Genomic DNA, 19,081 nt, shown 5'->3' on the forward strand with positions numbered 1-19,081 from the left:
ACGAAGCGCCGCATCAGCTTCCCCCGCAGAATCACGAGAGAATAATAGCAAAGCAGCGGCGTTTTCACACAGCCAGGGTCAAAAACGGAAGTGTCACCCTCAAAAAGCGACTTCCGCTCTACCCCCGTGAACGGACGGACATGGTCGGCCATAGCGGCCATCGCCGGCAGCGCGCCTGGAACCGCTGGAAACAGAAAATTGGAAAACCGGCTGCAAGCTACCGACACAGTCAACCGATGGCCGGTCGACATGCTATTGCGGCGCGCCGATCGGCATCACCACCATGGACCGTCACATCTACGCGGCTCACATGACCGAAGAAGAACAGACCCTCACATGAAATTCACCGGCGAAAGCCCCTACTCCGACCCGGAGAAAGCAGCCCGCCGCCTGATGGAGCACGCGCAGGCCTTCGAGCCCATCCAGGACAACCGAATCTATATCGAGAAGATCAACGGTCCCTTCCTGTTCGGCGACAAGGCCACGCCAGCGCAATACAGCGCTGGCCTCAAATACGCGATCGACAAGGGCTGGCTGGTACTGCACGAGAGCGGGACATTCGTGAAATTCACGCCTGCCGGCGCGGACGTCTTTGCATAAACGAAGGCCGCTGATCTTTCGAGCAGCGGCCTGCCGGGTTTCAAAGTATCGGAAATGAAAAGGTTCACCCTCCTCCCCGGTCGGCAAAGCATGTCACCTTGAGGAGGCTCTGGCTCTATCAAATGTGAATCTACACCGCAAAATCGGAGCGCCCAGTCCTCTGTGGGATCCTAGACCAATTGCCACTTATTCCCGGTTCGCTCTGGAACAATCAGCTGGGCGGAGCGTCTGGTTAAAGCTTCCAGCCATGATGGTGCCCCCCGACCGCTGGAAAATCCGTATCGTTCGGGTTGGCGGCCCCCGGTTGGGGCCGTTTGCTTTGGGGCTTGGTTCGAGTTGTGGTCGCCTTTTTAGCCGTGGATAGGCGGCCCCGGCTCTCACGATGCACCGGGGCCGCTTCTCGCAACTGCGGGCAACGGCGGTTGCCGGCGGGGCCAGCCTACCGGCAATCTTGCTGGTTTTTCCCGACTAGTTCGGAGTACCTCCGCTGACGAAATCCCAGAATAGCTGCCAACTCGTGCGCGCGCGCTGAGGCGGCCCTCGGGTTATGGGCACCGAGTCAAAGGCGACACGCGGCGCTGGGCTCGCACCGTAACGGGCCTTCCCAGACGCACAAAAACTGATCCTCGTCTTACTTCTTGCCTTTGGCCGCGGGCGCAGCTGCGATGGGTGCGCTGGCGCCCGCGTTGGGCGGAGCGGCGCCTGCTTTGTGCTGGTAATCAGGGCCTGACATAGGAACCGGTTTCTTGGCTTTTGGATCAACCGTGATGGGCGCACTGGCGCCTGCGTTGGGAGGCGTGGCGCCAGTTTTGCTGGTGTCTTTTCCCAACATCATCGGCCCGCCGGTCTGGGCCGAGGCCAAAGACGATCCCAGGACGAAAAACGCGAATGTCGCCACCGTCGCTAGCTTCTTCATGTGAGTCCTCCTCGTTAAAAATGCACCAAGCGCGCGAAAGATCGTTGGTTCCATAGCGGGAAGCTGGTTGCGCTCACTCGCGCGGCCAGATCATCTACCGCTCATCCATAACCTTGCTGATGTCGGGCTGCGCAAGACCATTGGCACGTTGGCATTCGCACGGCATCCCCGCGCCGCACTCGCAGCCCCTGTCCCGGTCCCAAACCTTGTCCGGGTGGTTCTCGCACACCCAACCGAGGCCGTGGCAGATTGGGCAATCGGGGTCGATCATGCTTCATCAATCTGGTTACGCGTAGCTCCGACACCGAAACGAAAGGCCCCGACCGGGGCTTGGCCGGGGCCCATTCCATATCGTCCCCCCGCCGAGGCTGGGCACGATGCCCCAAGGTCACCATTCGATGTGGCCCATCCTATGTCCTAATTCGGAAGCGTGGGTGTTCTGATTGGGACGGACCAGGCAAAAGGACCCGCACCAAGATTTGGAACGAGCGTAGGCCTTCGAAATTATAGACCTGTGCCGGACAGCTCCTTCGGCACGACCTCTCGGAAGCCGACGGCCTCAGCTTGCCCCTCGCGCTGGGGCCGTTTCACATGCCAGCGTCTCGCGCCGGTTCTCGGCATCGGCCATCGCCTCGGCCTTCCGCGCCTTCTGAATCAAAATGTCCTGTTCTCGACCAGGTTTGATGCGGCCGGCCGTAGCTCGCGCGTCTTGTGCAAACTTGAGAAGGCGCAATTTCCAATGAAGTCGATGGCCTTATCCGATTGGGTCTCATCACACACCTCGCAACATCGCGGAGGCTATCGGGCAGCTCGCGCCCGCTTCTTCTCGACCCGCACGCCCTTGAACTTTTTCGCCGCCTTAGCCTTTTTTGCCGGCTTCTTCACCGCCACGAACTCGCCGCCCTTTTTGTTGCGCTTGGTCCATGCGCTCGCGCCGCCGAGTGGGGTTTTCACCTGCGATCGCTTCTTCACTGCACCCTTGCGGGCATTGTCGCCTTTCGGCTTGTTGACTGCCATTTTAATGTCGCCTTCGCCGCGGGAAAAGCACGCGATCGGGCAAAAGGTTCCAATGGAGGAAGGGGGCCTGCGGACGTTACAGGGTTGCAACCCAGATCGGGTGGCCACCATGTTGGAACTAATGGCGTTGGCAACCGCCGCCGTATCGATCCCGGCAATCGTCGTGCTTGGCCTGTTCAGGCTCGCTGAATTGAAGCGGGCCGAAGATCTGGAAACCCCGCCCCATGTTGACGAATGGCTCGCGTCTCAGGAGCTGCATTCGCCGAACTAAATGAGGGCCGCCGTGCTCGCGGTAATCGCAACACTGTGCGGCCTGGTGACCCTCGCCGCAATGATGGGGTTGATGACCCTGGCCGACCTGATGGCCGCCGGCGCAAAAAAGCGGCCCCTCCGCGCCCTCGCCTATCTAAGCCCGACGCGTACATCGAGCACGCTCGCATGGGGGACTCGCTAGTCACCGCGACAAAATTTCCTAGGAACGATCTAGGTCCTGACAGCGTAGGAATCGGGTGGCGTCTATGGACTGTCACCGCGGCTCCAGCTCTTTGCGCCGTCATCTTGACTCCCGGGGCTGGAGCCCGCCCGTGCGGAGTTGTGTATGCGTCGGTCGCCCTCGATGGTGCCAGAAGCCGGCCAGGATATTTACCTAGTGTTGGACGACTTTGGCGGACGCCTTGGCCGCGCATGGCGCGAGACCGCCGAAGATGCTGCTAATCACGAAACGCTTATCCGCGACCTGATGGACGGTCAGTATAGCTGCCCGGCGAGAATCGTCGCCTTCAATACCGCCGAGGGCTGGTCCCGCGACGTCACCGTGGATGTCGCCATCGAGCTGCGCCGACGCTTTGCCGAGCTCGATGAAATGCCTGCTTCCATGCAAGCGTTCTTGCAGACCGGAATCGCCCGGCGATGACGATTTCGACACTCCTACGGGAGATAACGTCTCGGTGAACGAAACCGATTGCCTGTCCCCACGCAATCGTCCGGAAACGAAGCCGGCGCAGCCTCACCATCACAGGCATCAGGGGATTTTCAAAATGATAGCTCTCACAGTCACCACCATTTTAGCCGTAGCTGGAACAGTGATCGCGCTGGCATCGAGCGAATTCGGCCCCGAATTAGTCCTCGCCGTTGTCAGCCTCGTATAGGGGTACGTTTGCGCATGCAAAGAAAAACCCGCCGGTCATGTCCCCCGGCGGGTTTCCTACACAACTCTCGCGGGGTGGCGGACAATCCAACGCACAAACCTCGCTTATTCTAGGCGCACGTCAACCTCGGACGCATCAGCAGTCGGCCTCTGGCCGGCAGGATTCGGATGCATCCGAAGCGATAGCTTCAGTTCGTGCGCCTTCACCGTCACGGCAGCAACACCCCTACCCAAGGCAGCTGCGATTTGCGTCGGGGGCATCTTCTGGGCCATGCCGCGAAGCTTGGCGATATCATCGTCGGACCAACGTTTGCGCTTCATGGAAATCCTCCTCTCCAATCCAAAAAACAAAGCGGGAAAAATAGGAAAGTTCCCATGGAACGGTCGCAGCCAAGGGCGGTCGCTCTTTGAGCGGGCGGCAGGATTCGCATTCTAGGCGCCATCGCCTATCTAAGCCGGATGCGTACCAGTGCTTTTGAACCCTGCATCCCAACCCGCGCCACCAAGGTCCCGACCAGCAAAAGCTGGATCCACGAGGTCAAGCACGATGGCTATCGGCTGGTCGTGCACCGCGAGGGCAAGCGGGTGCGGCTGTTCACCAGGAACGGTTTCGACTGGAGCGATCGATACTGATCACCGAGGCGGCGCTGCGCATCCGGTCGACGTCGTTCGTACTGAATGGTGAAGCGGTGCTGCTCGGCGTCGACGGGATCTCCGACTTCGACGACCTGCATTCCCGTAAGCACAATGACGAGGTACAGTTCTACGCCTTCGACATGCTGGTGAGCGACGGTGACGATATACGGAAGCTGCCCCTTACAATGAGGAAGACCAACCTCGCGCGGTTGCTGGCGCGGCGTGTCGACGGCATCTTCATCTCCGACTTCGAACGCGGCGAGATCAGGCCCGAACTCTTCCGGCACGCCTGCCTTATGGGACTCGAGCGGTAACGCATCCTGCGTGGCCTTACGCGAAGATCATAAAGCCAAGGAACGCCACCAAGACCGCCAGGCAGATCATCCCGAGTCGGAAATACAGGGTGCTGCGATCCATGGCGTGCCCGGCCAAGTTTCATTTAACGTCTATTTCCGCACCAGCCGCGCGACCCGCCGGTGGTCGTGAGACCAAATCTCGATGGTCGGGTGGTATTCAAGATATTGGGCGGGTCCCCCCGTCCCGGCCTGCGAGTCGGTAGCGGGAGGTCATAGGCCAGCGCCATCCCGCTAAGGTCGAGCGCGTAGGCAACGAATTTCCTCATGGCTGGGCCGCTCCTTGGCATGCGAAAAGCCCGGCAACATGCCGGGCGGAACGCAAGTATTACGCAGCTAAAAGCAATGGATCTAGTTAAGCGCGCCGTTGCTGGGCCGTCTGTTCACTTTTGAACCATGCACGTAAGGCGCCTTATCGCTTGCGCGCCCACTCTGGTTGCGGAACACTCCGGCTGGTCGAGATCTTGGCTGAAGGCTAAGAAAATGACAAAGGTACCGGCAAAGTTGAGCCACAGAAGCCGGTCAGCAAAGCCGAGCGCGAAGCGCGTAAGGCATTCCGCCAAGTCGACGCCGAAAAGGCAATGACCGAGCACGAGATCGCGCAAAAGGCGTTCTCAAAAAACCGCGAGCGTCTCAAGGCCGAGCGGCTGGAGCGCGAGGCTGCAGCGCCACCGCCCACAAAAGCTCAACCCAAGGCGAAGAAATGACAGCTCCGAGTCCGGCGAGACGGCGTTGGACCTCCGAAGAGGAGCAAAAGCTTGATGAGCTTCTCAATGCCGGAAAGGAAGCCGCCGAGATAGCTGTTGAACTGAATCGAACACGCCAGCTGTTTATGCTCGATTGCAACGGCGGTACAGAAAACGGGCAAAGCAGTTCGGCTTGTCCAACTCCGGCTGAAGCAGCGCAATCCCGAGTATGCCGCGGCAGATACGAACCATAGCGCTGGAGTCGTTTGCCTAGACGCCGCGAGCGCGCTTCAATGGGTCATGCCCGAGCTCACCCGCCGCTGCCTACGCAATCAATTTCTGTGGCGCCGAGATCGACATAGCGGTAACCGACCGTCACGTTCACGAAGCACATATGGATTAGCAACGCGCGCAATCATCTCATGACCCGTCGCATTTTCCGCAAGTGAGGCGGCCTGCCGGGCGTGCCCCGGTACAAATACCAAGTTCTCCCGAATCTCCTTTCCGGCAATGAACTCCGCTGTTAGGTTTTCGGTTGGCGCTCACCAAAACGCCGCCGGGAGCGCTTTGGAATGCCCCCGTCCGCGCTAGCCCCCCGGACGGGGGTTTCATTTCAATGAAGGAGCTGGACTCTGCAGTGCGCCTTCGAGTTTTTTTGATCTTTCCTATTCGGATAAGCGATGCCCTATGCCATTTTCAGTGACTGCCTATGTTGACGATCATCTTGTTTCCGTGACTACCGAAACCGCGAAAGAGGCATTCGCAAAAGCGGTCGAATGGCATGTCGCAGGCAAGCTCACCGACGTTTCTTATTAGCGACGGCATCGAGAGCTATTCGATTGCCGAGTTCTCTTCAATTATAGCGAATGACGGTTTGTCGGGTTAGGGGTTCTTATGCGCTAGGACTCTCAATGAAGAGATTCAGCATGGCCGACCTCGAACGGTTGTGGACAACCATTCCAGTCAGTGAAGACAGCGCAGAGGGCGCCACTGAGATTTGGATGCGCTACGATCTAGGGGCGCGCGCAACAACGCATCACAAGTTGAACCGGTTGACCGCCGAGGGACGTATCAAGCGAATAACCCGCCCAATTCCGAGCGGCGGCGAAATGCATTTGTATTACCGAGCACACACCCACGACGGCTCTTCATCGCCCGGATGAAACTGTGAGGCGGGAATCAGAGAGGACTGGGAGCTAGACACCCCTTTAGGGGCGGCTTTCGCGCCGCGAGGCGCGTCTTCCGCGGTAGCTTGGGTTTTTCTAGCAGGCGGCGCGATTGAAGCGGCAGCTTCAACTTGTGGGCCTTAGTCACTATCGCGCCCATGGAGCGATCAGTCACCTCGGCTATCTTTGAGGGCGAGTATTTACGCCGACGCCCGCCCCTACTCCGATCCGGAAAAGGCTGCCCGACGCCTGATGGAACACGCCCAGGCATTCGATTCCATCCAAGATGGCCGAATCTACATCGAGAAGATCAACGGGCCTTTCCTGTTTGGCGACAAGGCAACACCGGCGGAATACAGCGCCGGTCTCAAATACGCGATCGAGCAGGGTTGGCTGGTGCTGCACGAGAGCGGGACATTCGTAAAATTCACGCCCGCCGGCTCTGATCTGTTCGCTTGAACATTTGTTCGAGCGTCTTTCCAGCGATTTTTAAGCGAACTACCCGTAGTTATCCGAACGGCGCTGCACCCGGTCCTATTGAGGAAATGGCCGAGTGCAGCCAGTGAGCCGGAACGACCGTGAAGCCAACCGATACTTTGAAGCCGGCCTGTTTGTTGCGGCCCTCGCTGGGCTCGTCTTAATTGTGTATTGGGGCTTGAGGTGACGCCGCGTGGCCGCTCCGCCCAGGACAGAAGCGGCACTGGCTTTAAATTTTCGGGAACCAATTGGCTATGTACATTTTTGTACAGTTCCTCGGAACGGAATCGCCCACAGCGAGTCTTTGCATGGGGTGCAACGTGACGGGAACTAATCGTGATTGGGAAAAAGTACTTGGCGGACCAAGCCGCAACACTTCTAAAGTTTGCGAAGGCCACCACCGATCCAGACGTTGCCGCAGGCCTTCTATCAAAGGCCGCCGATCTTTCATCCAAGAGTAAACAAGCGCTTGATGCCAGCCCCCGAGCGCCTGATGTAGAGCAGTCGGAAGGGTGAACTCTAACAAGCAGCGACGGCAATGAGCCGCCGGATTGCGCCGCTTGCGAAAGCCGGGACGCATGGTCGGAAGTTAAATCATCTACCAAGATGCTCCTACCGGTACCGAAGGCCCGCCATGGCCGCGACGCCGGCACATCCAAATGAAAGAGGCCGCCAACTGAGGTACTCCGGACTAGTTCGGAAAGGTCGGCTGAGTTGCGGGTAGTTGAGGAGGCCGTTGGCAACCGCCGTTGCCGGTCGGCTGTGCCCCAGTGCACCGCCAGTCCGCTGGGGCCGCCTAAGGCCAAAGGCCGCCAACTGAGGCCGCTATCTCAATGTGCCATCCCTTTAACCGATGGTCGGCCAGCAGCCTAAGATGGATGGCGCGCGCTGAGGCCGTAAAGGCATGTGTCTGAATTCCACTAGACGGGTTCAACATGGAGCAGTTACCACTTGTTCCCGGCAATACCCAGTCAGCTGACAAATCAGTCTCCCCAAAAAGAAACGACCCCGGCGCTCTAGACGGAAGCGCACTGAGGCCGCTTCGATGTGTCCGGCGTCTGAAAACGGACACCGCCGCCAACGGCGGTCGTTGCCACTTGTTCCTAACGACGAAAGACCCCTACGCCTGCTCAGCCTACTTGGCAGCTCCGCAATATGAACGCTTATTCAGGGACTTAGCGCGGGTTTGCGTCGGAACATAGAAGCCTCGTGCCGGTTATCGAAACGTAGTTGAATGCAAAGGAGTGAGACATGAAAAAGCTAGCTATCGTACTTGCCGTCGGTGCTGCCGCGCTGCTCGGGGGCAGCGTAGCAAACGCTGACAACTCGGCGAAGAAGACGGAAGGCGCAACAGTCGGAACAAGCCAGTCAACCGACTTAAGTGCGCACCGTCGCCATCGCCATTATGGCCATCGTCGCTACTACAGGAGCTATGCGTATTATCCTCGGCGGGCTTACTACGCTCCGCCAGCATACTACGCTCGGCCGTACGGGGGGTATGGTTACGGCGGCCCGTCCATAAGCCTAGGCTTTGGTTTCGGCGGCCATCGTCACCACCATCACGGCTGGTGACACTCCTAACAGCCCGCAATAGTGCGGGCTGTTCTTTGCACGCGGCCGTCGGCTCACAGGCGCAAGAAGCGCTTTTATCCAAGACGACTCGGCAGCCAGTAGCTCCAAAAAGCAACGGCCTCAGCGGCTATCGGGGGACGCGCTGAGGCCGTTTTGATATGTCCGGTCTCTCCTCCAGACAAGCCATTTCAACGCCGTTCATTGCCACTTGGTCCCGGCACAAATACCAGGTCTTCCGATTCCACTTTTTGGAAATGAAGTCCGCTGCTAGGTTGTCGGCGGCGCTCACCAGATCGCCTCCGTGAGCGCTTTGGAATGACGCCCGTCCGCGCTAGCCCCCGGATGGGGGTTTTCATTGAGTGGCCTGTTTTTGGTTCGCAAGTGGCCGAATTCGGCCAGCACCCATAAGAAAACGGCCCCAGCGCCTTCGGGGGACGCGCGCTGAGGCCGTTTTATACGCGTCTATCGTCTGCTTCAGACACGTGGCCTCAATGCCGAGCATTGCCACTTGTTCCCGCAAACGAAGAAGACCACCGGGCAATAAGCGGCGTTGAGGTCTCGTTCAAGCCATTGCAGATTTCAAGTCAGCGGCGGATCAGCCACCTTGGCGTTACCTATTTTGGGGGAAAAACAGGCGAGCCCCCGCTGTTCGCATAGGAACCTTCGCGGCCAAGCGCGATTTGTGATCGTGCCGGGCCGCCCCCGGCACGTCCCCGAAGGCAACGGCCTCAGCTGCTCCCCCGGCTGGGGCCGTTTTCGTGCCTTGGTGATTCGCAAATCCACCTGCCCTCTCCTATCTTGGATCAGGGGCGCGTGGAGTTGCGTATGAGTTCGCCGTCGATCATTCCAAACGACCATTTGGACCGGGATTTTTACATCGTTCTCGAAGATTTCAGCAGCGGTGCGGCCTTCCGCGAGACCGACGAAGGCATCGATTATCCTACTCTCATTTCCGGCTTGCTGCGCGGCGAGTATGCCCGGGTGCTGCGGGTTGTGGCCTTCAATCCGGCAGAGGGCTGGTCACGGGACACGTCCGAAGACGTCGCCCGCGAGCTGGAGCGCCGCGTCAGCGCCGAGGGCCGCGAGGCGTCCGATAGCCTGCAGGATTTCATCGAGGGCCAGCTCGGCCGAAAGATCGGCGTGCAACTGCCGTTACCACTGCAAATCTGAGGGATCCATGTCCGACCCCGTCGCCAACACCGCCCGCTTCATTAAGGTAGTTGAAGCGATTGTCGCCGAATTCGAACGGCAAGGTTTCGGCGCAGAATTAGCCGAGCTTGGGTTCGACACCGGCGCGCTTGCCAGAGCGGTGATCGAGGCAGCCGACGGCCAAGTCATTCCGTTTCGCCAGCGATGAGGCGACTAATAGCTTTCGCCGCCGTGCATAGCTGCCAATCATGAAGCAGTTCGAGTTTTGCAAGCCGGTCGCCAAGACGACGGTCCCGATCGGCCCGGACTGGATTCACGAGGTCAAATACGACGGCTACACGACTCGCCCCACTTAGGATCGATCAGGATCCGTCACCCCGGTATCATGCCAGACCCACCAATCGTATGGCGGAGTCTGAGGATAGCCCCGGGGTGAGTCTTCCCACGACTCCTGGCGACCGAGTGCAGTGATATCGAGGTAATTCCACGTGTTGCCCATTTGCTCGTCGCCACGGCCGCCGTGGTTGAAGTAGGTACGGAACAGGCGTTTGCCGTCTCGAATGAATGCGTTCGTGCCGTGCCATTCTTCCACGCCGAAGTCGGTCTCGAAGTCGTCGGTCAGCGTGTACCACGGGATATGCTCCCAGCCCATCCGCGCCTTCACGCGATTGATGTCCGGTTGCGGTGCGCGGGAGACAAACGCGAGACTCGTGTCGCGGGCGTTCAGATGGACGGGGTGGGCGACCTGATCCGCCACCATCGAGCAGCCGATGCAGGCATGTTCCGGCCAGCCGGATACGCCGGGTTCAAAGAAGGCGCGGTAGACGATCAATTGCCGCTGGCTCTGGAACAAGTCGAGCAGGCTCATCTTGCCCTCCGGTCCGATGAACGCATATTCCTTCTCCACGGCCAGCCAGGGCATCCGCCGACGCTCCGCGGCCAGCGCATCGCGGGCTCGGCTGTGGGCCTTCTCCTTCACGAGCAGCTGCTTCGACGCAGCCATCCACTCCTCAGCCGACACAATCGGCGGTGTCTGCATTCCGAGCAGCTCGCTCTTTTGGTGGTTATCAGACGATGTGGTCATGCTTCTCAAGCCTCCAAAACTCAGATGCATTCCATGTGCGTGCCGGGGTGGGCCTTTCGCTGCAGAGACAAAGTCAGCCGCCGCCGGTGCCCAAGTCGTCGGAACTCCCGGCGTTCAGGCGAGGCCATTGTGAGATGGGACGTCCATCGTCGCGCATACGATGCTTGCCTTCTCCCCACCCTTGCGGCCAGTCCGCGGGCGAGTCCTCCCACGGCTCCTGCCGTCCGTAGACGGTCAGGTCGAGCAGTCGGTAGCTGTTATCCATCGCCTCGACGCCGCGCATCGTCGTCCAGTACGTTTCGAAGACCTCGGATCCCCGTCGCAGGTAGCAGATTAGGTGCATCATTCCGACCCGCCGCCCGACCAGGAGGGTGTCAAGCGAATCCTGGGCCGAATACCACGGCATGTTCCAGCCCATGAAGTCGCGGTAGCGGACGCTCTCGTCGTATGGACCCTGGCAGAACGTGGCGTAGGTGACGTCGCGAGAATGGATATGAGACAGCTCGCGGACCTGCGTCGTAAAGAAAGTGCAGCCCTCGCACTGCTCCGGAGCCGGGCGACCGTCGTGCCACATGAAGTAATAGGCGATGAGTAGCCTGCGTTCCTCGAACGCGTCGATCAGCGTCACCGCCCCGCCCTCGCCGACAAGCGGCGTGGCGCCATCCACAGCGACCATCGGCAGCCGCCGGCGGGCGGCCGCAATCGCGTCGCTTTCCCGTGTGTGAGCTTTTTCCCGGAGCCGTAGCGTATCGAGCTCTGCATGAAATTCTGCGCGATCGACGGTCCGCGGCAATTCGGTTTTGTCGGCTAGGAACTTACTCACTTGGCTCTCTCCCGTCATTCCGATGCGCCTGTGATCCAAATGCCGCTCCCGACGTTACCGTCAGCGCAAATGAAGGCGTGTGAAAGGCAAACTCTACTCGTCGCCTGCTGCACTGAACTCATGAGGTCGCTCCGGCTCATCCATAGGGTAAGAAGCAAGCGGCATGGCGTAAATGTCAAAATCATGCGATTTTCCGCCAATGCCGATCGAAGTCGCCATACTGATCTATCCAGGATTCGAGCTACTGGACGCCAGCGGACCGGTGTCTGTGTTCAGCACGGCCAATTTCGTGCTCGATCAACAGGAAAAGGATCCCGCTTACGAAATTTCGATGGTGTCTTCGATCGGAGGCGCGGTGCGCAGCAGCAGCGGCGTCAGCGTGAATACGAAGCCGCTTTCAAAGGTGCCTCCCCGAAAACTGCATACCTTCCTTGTCGCGGGTGCTGAAGCCGGTCCTCTGCGAAAAGTCCTCAAGGATCCTGTCATCTGCGAACGAGCGCCGCGCTGGGCCAGGAAATCGAACCGATACGGCTCCGTTTGCGCAGGAACCTTCGTGCTCGCCAAGCTCAAGTTGATCGACGGTCGCTGCGTCGCATCGCATTGGAGTGCCTGTCGATCACTGGCCGCGGCATTCCCAAAAGTCGAGGTCGACGAAAACGCCATCTACGTCAAGGACGGCAACGTATGGACCTCTGCCGGCGTAACGACAGGGATCGACATGGCGCTCGCAATGGTTGCCAACGACACAGGTATGGCCGTCGCCAATGACGTGGCTAAACGGCTAGTGCTCTACGTCCGCCGGCCGGGCAATCAGTCACAATTCAGTCCGCTGCTGCGCGCTCAGCGAACCGCCGAACATCCTTTTGGCGACCTGATGGACTGGGTGCAATTGAATTTGGAGCATAATCTGGATGTACCGACCCTGGCGGCGAGAGCCGGTCTCAGCGAACGCAGCTTCTTCAGAAAATTCACCGAGGCGATGGACGAAACACCGGCGCGGCTGATCGAGTCCATTCGGCTGGACGCCGCACGTGTGCTGCTCTCGCAGGGTTTGGCGACCAAGTTGACGGCATCACGCGTCGGACTTCCCAGTTCCAGGTTCGCGAAGGCCTTCGAGCGCCGGTTTGGCATGTCGCCAAGGCTTTATCGAGAGATGCACGCGCAGTCGGCGGCCCCGAGCCGAGACCGGTAGAGTTCAGGTTGCCTGGGTCGCCTCGGGAGCGGCCACGATTCTGGCGGCCGTTCCGGGAAAATGATCGAAAGGCGTGGCGTTCGAATACCCGATCGAGATGATCGACCTTGGGTAATTAAGCAGACCAGCGGTCTTCTTCTCTTTGGGCCTCCTCAATGTTCAGACGGTCGGCAATGACTTCGGCAGTTGTCTCGTCGTTGGTTTGAGCAACAGGCTTGCCATCGCTTGTGACGATTTTATCCTTTTCGGTGCGAAGCGGAAAGTGCTCGGGTTTTCAAGGGTCATCCTTCATTGGCCGTTCCCCGCTTAATGGCGATACGAACGGCCGCAGATTAATAGCTGAGACCGTTCGTCGCTTAACCTATCGATCCTTCGGCAACGGACCTGTTCCGGGTGCACGCGGCGCGCCGGGGGTGGCTCTATCCAGCGCTGGATCCCCACCGCCACCAGCAGCGGCACCGCTACCGGCTCCGCTCCCGCCTGCGCCACCGGCGCCGCCAGCACCAGCACCACCAGCACCAGCACCGCCTGCCCCGGCTCCCGCACCGCCGGCTCCAGCACCGCCAGCGCCTGCTCCACCCGCACCAGAGCCACCTGCCCCAGAACCGCCGGCGCCCTGCGCAAGCGCTAGTGAACTACCGAGCGCAAAAAACAGACCTAACGCAATGATTGGTAGCTTCTTCCGCATCGCTTCCTCCGTTGTTAGAGACGAACCAAGTCAGAGGAATATTGATCGTTCCTATCCCTGCACTCGTGTGGACAGCGGCCCCACCTTGGGACAGCGATGGGACCGCCGGCCGGCGTCGATGCGAAAGCGGCGCACCTCTGCCGACACTCGAAATACGCTAGCTGGTCGCCAAAAGATTTCAGTTGCCCGAATTAAATTGTTGTCATGTTGCTGGGTTCACTTTTGAACATTGCGCTTGAGGTGGCCGCGACTGAACCTGCGTACGTCCATCAGTGGACAGTGGGCATAAACCGCTATCGATTCAGACCAAGGGGGCCAGGTGTTATATTGCTGCTCATCATTTGATTCGAGGACAACATGAGCAGCCCGCAGCGTAAGACTTCCCGGCCGGCCGGACGGCCCGCATACCGCACGCTGGAAGGCTGGGCGCTCGGCGTACTGATCGAACAGCAAGCCGTGACCGAGTGCGACCATCACGGCCATCGGCGAGACCGCTCGGACCCCGATGCCTGGAACAGGGCACGCGAGGAAGCCTGGCGGAACCCGTTTCCCGGCTCTACGCCGGAAGCATGCATTGCAGCATTAGAGGCAGTCATGCAGTCGAACGGCGATACCTGCCCGGACTGCTGAAACCAGACTCCACTTCGACGGTTACCCACCTATATTGATTCGAATAATGGGTATCAGTTGGAGTTTTGAGTTATGGCCCCGCGCGCCAATTGGAAGGGCTTTTTGCGGCTGTCCCTCGTGACATGCCCGATCGCATTGTTTCCCGCTACCTCGGAATCCGAAAAGATCAGCTTCAACCAGATCAACAAGAAAACCGGCAACCGCATCCGCTATCTCAAGGTCGATGCCGACACCGGCGAGGAAGTCGAGAGCGGCGACATCATCAAGGGCTACCAGGTCGACAAGGATCGCTATCTTGAAGTGACCAAGGACGAGCTCGAAAACATCGCGCTCGAGTCCACCCGCACCATCGAGATCGACGAGTTCGTGCCGCGCAGCGAGATTGATGATCTCTACCTCGTTCGTCCCTATTACATTGTCCCGGACGGCAAGGTCGGCCACGATGCCTACGCCGTCATTCGGGAGACGATCCGATCGCTGGACAAGGTCGCGATCGCCCGGGTCGTGCTCACCAGCCGCGAACACGTCATCGCGCTGGAGGCCCGCGACAAGGGCCTGATGGGCATGCTGCTGCGCTACCCGTATGAGGTGCGTGACGCAGACGAATATTTCGACGACATCCAGGACGTCAAGATCACCAAGGACATGCTCGATCTCGCCAAACATATCGTGGAATCGAAGTCCGGGCATTTCGAGCCGGCGAAGTTCGAGGACCGCTACGAAGCAGCACTGCAGGAACTGCTCGACAAGAAACAGAAGGGCCAGCCGATCGTCACAGCGAAGCGAGCCGCGCCCAGCAACGTCTTCAACCTGATGGATGCGCTGAAGGCGAGCATCAAGGGTGGCAAAGGTCCGGCCGCAGCCGACAAGCCGTCGAGGAAGACCCGCACCAAACCAGCCGCGAAGCGCAAGGCCGGCTGATGGTCAAGACAGGACCATGGAGCGAAGAAGAGGACCGGCGGCTGCTGGAATTGCGGGATGCCGGCCGGACTACCGTTTCGATCTCCAACGCATTGAAACGCACGGCGAGCGCTGTCGACAATCGCCTTTGGCTATTGCGGTCCCGAGAAAGGGTGAATGCTGAAGCCACCTCCGATGGTTAAATCGACATTCTTTCCATGCATTCCAACGCGCGGCATAAAGGTCCCGGCCGGCCCGGACTGGATCCACGAAATCAAGCATGACGGCTATCGGATGATCGTCCAGCGCGAGGGCACGCGGGTTCGGCTGTTCACTCGCAACGACTACGACTGGAGCGACAAGTATCCGCTGGTCACCGAGGCCGCGCTGCGCATCATGTCCTTCGTCCTGGACGACGAAGCCGTGTTGCTCGGCGTCGATGGGATCTCAGACTTCGACGGCCTGCACAGTAATGACGAGGTGCAGTTCTACGCCTTCGATTTGCTGGTGACCGACGGCGACAACATACGGAAGCTGCCCCTTACGATGAGGAAGACGACCTCGCCCGGCTGCTTGCGCGGCGTGTCGACGGTATCTTCATCTCCGACTTCGAACGTGGCGAGATCGGGCCAGAGCTTTTCCGGCACGCCTGCATTATGGGGCTTGAGGGCCCGGTGTCGAAGCTCGTCGATCGACCTTACCCGCCCGGCCGGTCGCCCAACTGGGTGAGGGTCAAGAAGCCCGCCTCTCCCGCCATGCTGCGGGCGAAGGATGCGTTTTCCTGATGGACGAGCATTCTCCCAGGCTGCGCGTCGACGCGATCCTGAGGCCCCCAGCGAGACGTGGCACATCTGGTACGATGACGTCGACGAGATGGTCCTCGACCAGCTGCTCGCCTGCGCTAAAGCCCGAATTGCCGGCCAACGTCCGGCGCCGAAGAAGCCGACGGCAACGCCTGGCTAACCTGAACATTTGGCAGACCAAGCGTTTGGTCGAACCGCTTTCGGGCGTTAGCGGACGCCGTCACCTCGCCGGGCTCATTCACCACCGAGGTCGGGGAAGGTGCCTTGTGTTGCCTCTTGGTAATCCTAAAAGGCACGATACTCAAACGCCGGTCGTTGCCACTTGTTCCCGATTTTTTCGCGCAATGTCGACTAACGGACTGACAGGATCTCAGTCGAGAAAATAGCTTTTGCATTGCCAATCCAGGTTGATACTATTGCGTCTAATAGCCCGGCCTTTGGGCCGGAGATTTACTCGTCTTTTCGTTTGTCTGGAAACAATGAGCGCGGTCCGCTTGAACCCCGTTATATTGCGTAGTTTGTTCGATGCGTAAGTCCGGTTTTCTGCCGCAAGTGTTTTCTTGTACGCCCTGGAAGGGAGTGACGAACTTGCTAACGGATACCCTAACGCTGGCCAAACGACGACGGTTGGGGTGACTTTGGGACGATTAGCGATGCTTCTCGGAGCAATCTGTGGCCTGTTTATCCTATGGTTCACGCTTGCCGCTCACAGACCACATTTTTCCCCCTACCCTGGTTTCGATCGATTGATTGCTTTCGCGATGCTGAGCTTCCTCTTAGCCTTCGCATTCCCCAAGCATCTTCCGATCGTTTTGCTCGTATCGATCGTATTAGCGATTGGTTCTGAAACGCTTCAATTTCTGCGTCCTGGGCGTGACCCCCGCATCATTGATGGAATGATGAAGGTCATCGGGGCCAGCGCGGGCGTCGCCTGTTTCGCTCTGGGGAAGCTGGCGTTCAAGCCGAAAGCGTAGCGCTCGTTTTTGTCGATGACACACTCAGCCGAGGACGGAATCAAACAGTTGTCACCAGAGCGAGACGAACTGTATCTCGCATTGTAAATACGGCTACGCTCGCTTGCCTCTGGAGTTCCACCCGGTGACTTAAAGTCTCCGGATTGCCGATTGTTGAAACCGGCTCATTCTTTCGCACCTTTTCACTCAAACCAAAAAGCCCACACACAGTAAAAATGCCAACGGGCCATAGGTCAGTTTGCTCGTCGCTGGCCCTTCACAACTGCTGGCTGCCGCCCAGCCATCGTAATTCTAAATTAAACATCCGGTTCAGCAAGGGAGAGAATAATCGTGGCCAAGAAATCTCTTATGGATAAATTCAAAGAGTTCGTCGAAGCATCTACCGAATCTAACGTACCCATGACCGAGCGCGAGATAGCAAAGACTAAGGCTAAGAAAAAAGCTAAAAGCTCCGCCGTTAAGCGTGCAACAGCTTCGAACAAGAAGGCTAAGAAAACTATCAAAAAATCAACGAAGAGACGTTCTAAAAAAACGCGCAAGAAGGCAGGGAAGAAGTCAAAGCGGTAATCACAAATTCACGGTCGAACAAGGAGCGAACTAATGGCCAAGGGTAAAGACAAGCCATCCAAGCAAACAAAGAAACCGAAGTCTGACAAGCCGAAGGGTTCCGGCTCGTCGTATCAGCAGGAATACGCTATGCAGCAAGCCGGCCTCCAGCTGCCGACGCAATCAACCAGTGGACAGGCGCGGTATTTCTGTGGCGCCGCGGTCGAGATAGCGGTAACCGACCATCACGTTCAGGATGCACATATGGATTCGCAGCACGCATGAAGTTTAGCACTGATCGATCCTATGCCGATCCGGAAGCCGCCGCGCGCAAGCTTCTGGAGATCGCCAACACGGTCGAGGCGATCCAGGACGGCCGCATCCACATCGAGAAGATCAACGGACCGATGCTGTTCAAGGAAGGCGCCAGCCCGACCGAGTACAAGGCCGGCCTTGATCTAGCTGTCAAGCGCGGCTGGCTATTGCTGCATGAGAGCTGCACCTACGTGAAGTTTACGCCAGCCGGCGCCGAGCTATTCGCCTGATGCGTCTGGGGCGACTTCACTCTTCCACCACCTCAATTTTGGCCGATTTTTTGCGGCGGTACTAGCTGGTCCGGCCACTATCCCATTTCACCATTTGCTTCGACAATGGTACCGATCTCGCCGGAATCCTCCCGCGCGACGCGGTGCCCTACCTGAAGGTCGGTCATGTTGATCATGGTCGAAGCAACTGGCCGCTTATCTAGGCGGCTGTAAGCCCGGTGATGATAGCCATTCCTGCATGTGAGCGGCTGCCTCAGCCTGCCGGGCTTTGCGGAGCAGCAGCTCCCGTTCGAAACTTTGACGGGTGCCTTCAGCCTGCTGCCGCAAGCGTTGCGCCTCTTGGATTAAGCGCTGGTTCAGTGGGGTATCATGTAGGATACGGCATCGTTGCATGGGCGCTGCTCCATTCCTGATGGAAGGCGGGAGCGCGACCGGCGTTCTCATCACCGATATAAGCCACTGACCGTGCGGTGCCGACATAACTGTCCAACCTTCTGTCCGGTTCCGGAAAGACGATTCTGAAAAGCTACAACATGGCGGCGGGAGAAGACTCCTTACGACCCAGGTGCATGTCACCTGGGCGCAAGCCCCACAGGGTCACTTACTCATTTGACTTATTTGGCGTTTCTGAAGTAGTTCCCGTGGAGGAACGAAATATACCGCTGGAATCCAGAAGTCCGCTGCCGGACAATGGAACGGTCACCGAACGCCCGTGACTACCATCGGTGATGAGATCGCCCGGCGTGCGCTCCGGCCCTTCTCAAAAAATGGAGGAGCACACCATGCAGCGACGCCGTATCACCTTTCCAGATCAGCTGTCAGGACCAGCGGAGGTCGACCCGTCTCAAGCCCCCGAAGTAATCGCTAAGCCTTGGGGGATATTACGCCTATATTATTGGCGAGGACGGTCATATCCGGAAACGCGTCGTGGTCCATTGCGACAATGACGAGGAAGCCAAGCGCCGCGCCCAACAACTGGTGGACGGGCACGCGATAGAGCTATGGCAAGAGGCGCGCAAGGTCGCGACGTTCCAGCCTAAGGGATTACCCCCCGTTTCAGCGCTAGGTGCACGAACCAACGTTGGTAGACTGTGTTCATTCGCAGTCAGTGACAACAGATCGACGTGGCCAGGCGCATAACTGACCAGCAAACGATCGACGGGATTACCGTGAGAGG

23 protein-coding genes are annotated in these 19,081 nt (G+C 58.8%); 18 read left to right on the top strand and 5 right to left on the bottom strand.

All coding sequences use genetic code 11. The features are described from left to right. The first annotated feature begins 336 nt into the window (after window positions 1–336). Window positions 337–600, top strand: coding sequence for a hypothetical protein (locus JQ574_RS00005; protein ID WP_212215153.1), 264 nt, complete (start codon window positions 337–339; stop codon window positions 598–600). A 631-nt stretch (window positions 601–1,231) separates the two neighbouring features. On the opposite strand, the gene JQ574_RS00010 is transcribed toward JQ574_RS00005, so the two are convergent. Continuing rightward, window positions 1,232–1,516, bottom strand: coding sequence for a hypothetical protein (locus JQ574_RS00010; RefSeq protein ID WP_212215154.1), 285 nt, complete (start codon window positions 1,514–1,516; stop codon window positions 1,232–1,234). A 739-nt stretch (window positions 1,517–2,255) separates the two neighbouring features. Between JQ574_RS00010 and JQ574_RS00015 the strand changes: the two genes are divergently transcribed. Next, complete coding sequence (locus JQ574_RS00015) at window positions 2,256–2,804, top strand: hypothetical protein (RefSeq protein WP_212383143.1); 549 nt, start codon at window positions 2,256–2,258, stop codon at window positions 2,802–2,804. A 327-nt stretch (window positions 2,805–3,131) separates the two neighbouring features. After that, window positions 3,132–3,446 carry a hypothetical protein gene (locus JQ574_RS00020; RefSeq protein WP_212215156.1) on the top strand — a complete coding sequence of 105 codons (315 nt, stop codon included), beginning with the start codon at window positions 3,132–3,134 and terminating at the stop codon, window positions 3,444–3,446. Window positions 3,447–3,785: 339 nt separating this feature from the next. Here the strand turns inward: JQ574_RS00020 and JQ574_RS00025 are convergent, their stop codons facing one another. Beyond that, window positions 3,786–4,001 (bottom strand): hypothetical protein, encoded by a 216-nt coding sequence (locus JQ574_RS00025; RefSeq protein WP_212215157.1) that lies wholly within the window; start codon window positions 3,999–4,001, stop codon window positions 3,786–3,788. 138 nt (window positions 4,002–4,139) lie between these two features. On the opposite strand from JQ574_RS00025, the gene JQ574_RS34775 reads away from it, so the two are divergent. From JQ574_RS34775 to JQ574_RS00055, 7 genes are all read left to right on the top strand, one after another. After that, on the top strand, window positions 4,140–4,313 hold the full coding sequence (locus tag JQ574_RS34775; RefSeq protein ID WP_249118994.1) for a hypothetical protein: 174 nt from the start codon (window positions 4,140–4,142) through the stop codon (window positions 4,311–4,313). Window positions 4,314–4,369: 56 nt separating this feature from the next. Next, window positions 4,370–4,630, top strand: coding sequence for a hypothetical protein (locus JQ574_RS34780; protein ID WP_249118995.1), 261 nt, complete (start codon window positions 4,370–4,372; stop codon window positions 4,628–4,630). Window positions 4,631–5,250: 620 nt separating this feature from the next. Continuing rightward, the gene (locus tag JQ574_RS35815; RefSeq protein WP_409363452.1) at window positions 5,251–5,376 is read left to right on the top strand and encodes a hypothetical protein; all 126 of its coding nucleotides are present in this window, start codon (window positions 5,251–5,253) and stop codon (window positions 5,374–5,376) included. 905 nt (window positions 5,377–6,281) lie between these two features. Continuing rightward, window positions 6,282–6,518, top strand: a complete 237-nt coding sequence (locus JQ574_RS00040) for a hypothetical protein (RefSeq protein ID WP_212215159.1) — start codon at window positions 6,282–6,284, stop codon at window positions 6,516–6,518. Window positions 6,519–6,773: 255 nt separating this feature from the next. Further along, window positions 6,774–6,980, top strand: a complete 207-nt coding sequence (locus JQ574_RS00045; RefSeq protein WP_212215161.1) for a hypothetical protein — start codon at window positions 6,774–6,776, stop codon at window positions 6,978–6,980. Window positions 6,981–9,395: 2,415 nt separating this feature from the next. Continuing rightward, window positions 9,396–9,740: a hypothetical protein gene (locus tag JQ574_RS00050; protein WP_212215163.1), complete on the top strand. Its 345-nt coding sequence runs from the start codon at window positions 9,396–9,398 to the stop codon at window positions 9,738–9,740. A 7-nt stretch (window positions 9,741–9,747) separates the two neighbouring features. Continuing rightward, window positions 9,748–9,927, top strand: a complete 180-nt coding sequence (locus JQ574_RS00055; RefSeq protein ID WP_212215165.1) for a hypothetical protein — start codon at window positions 9,748–9,750, stop codon at window positions 9,925–9,927. A 144-nt stretch (window positions 9,928–10,071) separates the two neighbouring features. On the opposite strand, the gene JQ574_RS00065 is transcribed toward JQ574_RS00055, so the two are convergent. Further along, window positions 10,072–10,803, bottom strand: a complete 732-nt coding sequence (locus JQ574_RS00065) for a DUF899 domain-containing protein (protein ID WP_212215167.1) — start codon at window positions 10,801–10,803, stop codon at window positions 10,072–10,074. A 73-nt stretch (window positions 10,804–10,876) separates the two neighbouring features. Continuing rightward, complete coding sequence (locus JQ574_RS00070) at window positions 10,877–11,626, bottom strand: DUF899 family protein (RefSeq protein ID WP_312014596.1); 750 nt, start codon at window positions 11,624–11,626, stop codon at window positions 10,877–10,879. Window positions 11,627–11,825: 199 nt separating this feature from the next. On the opposite strand from JQ574_RS00070, the gene JQ574_RS00075 reads away from it, so the two are divergent. Beyond that, window positions 11,826–12,818, top strand: coding sequence for a GlxA family transcriptional regulator (locus tag JQ574_RS00075; protein ID WP_212215168.1), 993 nt, complete (start codon window positions 11,826–11,828; stop codon window positions 12,816–12,818). Window positions 12,819–13,124: 306 nt separating this feature from the next. On the opposite strand, the gene JQ574_RS00080 is transcribed toward JQ574_RS00075, so the two are convergent. Then, entirely contained in the window at window positions 13,125–13,403 is a 279-nt protein-coding gene (locus tag JQ574_RS00080) for a hypothetical protein (RefSeq protein WP_212215169.1), read from the bottom strand. Window positions 13,404–13,863: 460 nt separating this feature from the next. Here JQ574_RS00080 and JQ574_RS00085 point away from each other — a divergent pair, with 460 nt between their 5' ends. The 7 genes from JQ574_RS00085 to JQ574_RS00115 all read left to right on the top strand — a co-directional run bounded on the left by JQ574_RS00085 (window position 13,864) and on the right by JQ574_RS00115 (window position 17,904). Then, window positions 13,864–14,136, top strand: coding sequence for a hypothetical protein (locus JQ574_RS00085; protein ID WP_212215170.1), 273 nt, complete (start codon window positions 13,864–13,866; stop codon window positions 14,134–14,136). Window positions 14,137–14,208: 72 nt separating this feature from the next. After that, window positions 14,209–15,057, top strand: coding sequence for a Ku protein (locus tag JQ574_RS00090; RefSeq protein ID WP_212215175.1), 849 nt, complete (start codon window positions 14,209–14,211; stop codon window positions 15,055–15,057). A gap of 156 nt (window positions 15,058–15,213) precedes the next feature. Then, window positions 15,214–15,765: a hypothetical protein gene (locus tag JQ574_RS00095; protein WP_312014597.1), complete on the top strand. Its 552-nt coding sequence runs from the start codon at window positions 15,214–15,216 to the stop codon at window positions 15,763–15,765. Between the two features lie 727 nt (window positions 15,766–16,492). Continuing rightward, window positions 16,493–16,813 carry a VanZ family protein gene (locus tag JQ574_RS00100; RefSeq protein ID WP_212215177.1) on the top strand — a complete coding sequence of 107 codons (321 nt, stop codon included), beginning with the start codon at window positions 16,493–16,495 and terminating at the stop codon, window positions 16,811–16,813. A 330-nt stretch (window positions 16,814–17,143) separates the two neighbouring features. Further along, window positions 17,144–17,380 carry a hypothetical protein gene (locus tag JQ574_RS00105; protein ID WP_212215179.1) on the top strand — a complete coding sequence of 79 codons (237 nt, stop codon included), beginning with the start codon at window positions 17,144–17,146 and terminating at the stop codon, window positions 17,378–17,380. A gap of 33 nt (window positions 17,381–17,413) precedes the next feature. Next, entirely contained in the window at window positions 17,414–17,644 is a 231-nt protein-coding gene (locus tag JQ574_RS00110; RefSeq protein WP_212215180.1) for a hypothetical protein, read from the top strand. Further along, window positions 17,641–17,904 carry a hypothetical protein gene (locus JQ574_RS00115; protein WP_212295479.1) on the top strand — a complete coding sequence of 88 codons (264 nt, stop codon included), beginning with the start codon at window positions 17,641–17,643 and terminating at the stop codon, window positions 17,902–17,904. The genes JQ574_RS00110 and JQ574_RS00115 overlap by 4 nt, the downstream gene beginning before the upstream one ends. Window positions 17,905–19,081: the final 1,177 nt, after the last annotated feature.

The organism is Bradyrhizobium sp. AUGA SZCCT0158 (assembly GCF_018130065.1).
Classification (GTDB): Bacteria; Pseudomonadota; Alphaproteobacteria; order Rhizobiales; family Xanthobacteraceae; genus Bradyrhizobium.

Bases quoted from the DNA above. Each gene is read 5' to 3' on its own strand.
- JQ574_RS00005 (WP_212215153.1), top strand. From the start codon at position 337: ATGAAATTCACCGGCGAAAGCCCCTACTCCGACCCGGAGAAAGCAGCC.
- JQ574_RS00010 (WP_212215154.1), bottom strand. From the start codon at position 1,516: ATGAAGAAGCTAGCGACGGTGGCGACATTCGCGTTTTTCGTCCTGGGA.
- JQ574_RS00015 (WP_212383143.1), top strand. From the start codon at position 2,256: ATGAAGTCGATGGCCTTATCCGATTGGGTCTCATCACACACCTCGCAA.
- JQ574_RS00020 (WP_212215156.1), top strand. From the start codon at position 3,132: ATGCGTCGGTCGCCCTCGATGGTGCCAGAAGCCGGCCAGGATATTTAC.
- JQ574_RS00025 (WP_212215157.1), bottom strand. From the start codon at position 4,001: ATGAAGCGCAAACGTTGGTCCGACGATGATATCGCCAAGCTTCGCGGC.
- JQ574_RS34775 (WP_249118994.1), top strand. From the start codon at position 4,140: ATGCGTACCAGTGCTTTTGAACCCTGCATCCCAACCCGCGCCACCAAG.
- JQ574_RS35815 (WP_409363452.1), top strand. From the start codon at position 5,251: ATGACCGAGCACGAGATCGCGCAAAAGGCGTTCTCAAAAAACCGCGAG.
- JQ574_RS00040 (WP_212215159.1), top strand. From the start codon at position 6,282: ATGGCCGACCTCGAACGGTTGTGGACAACCATTCCAGTCAGTGAAGAC.
- JQ574_RS00045 (WP_212215161.1), top strand. From the start codon at position 6,774: ATGGAACACGCCCAGGCATTCGATTCCATCCAAGATGGCCGAATCTAC.
- JQ574_RS00050 (WP_212215163.1), top strand. From the start codon at position 9,396: ATGAGTTCGCCGTCGATCATTCCAAACGACCATTTGGACCGGGATTTT.
- JQ574_RS00055 (WP_212215165.1), top strand. From the start codon at position 9,748: ATGTCCGACCCCGTCGCCAACACCGCCCGCTTCATTAAGGTAGTTGAA.
- JQ574_RS00065 (WP_212215167.1), bottom strand. From the start codon at position 10,803: ATGACCACATCGTCTGATAACCACCAAAAGAGCGAGCTGCTCGGAATG.
- JQ574_RS00075 (WP_212215168.1), top strand. From the start codon at position 11,826: ATGCCGATCGAAGTCGCCATACTGATCTATCCAGGATTCGAGCTACTG.
- JQ574_RS00085 (WP_212215170.1), top strand. From the start codon at position 13,864: ATGAGCAGCCCGCAGCGTAAGACTTCCCGGCCGGCCGGACGGCCCGCA.
- JQ574_RS00090 (WP_212215175.1), top strand. From the start codon at position 14,209: ATGGCCCCGCGCGCCAATTGGAAGGGCTTTTTGCGGCTGTCCCTCGTG.
- JQ574_RS00095 (WP_312014597.1), top strand. From the start codon at position 15,214: ATGCTGAAGCCACCTCCGATGGTTAAATCGACATTCTTTCCATGCATT.
- JQ574_RS00100 (WP_212215177.1), top strand. From the start codon at position 16,493: ATGCTTCTCGGAGCAATCTGTGGCCTGTTTATCCTATGGTTCACGCTT.
- JQ574_RS00110 (WP_212215180.1), top strand. From the start codon at position 17,414: ATGGCCAAGGGTAAAGACAAGCCATCCAAGCAAACAAAGAAACCGAAG.
- JQ574_RS00115 (WP_212295479.1), top strand. From the start codon at position 17,641: ATGAAGTTTAGCACTGATCGATCCTATGCCGATCCGGAAGCCGCCGCG.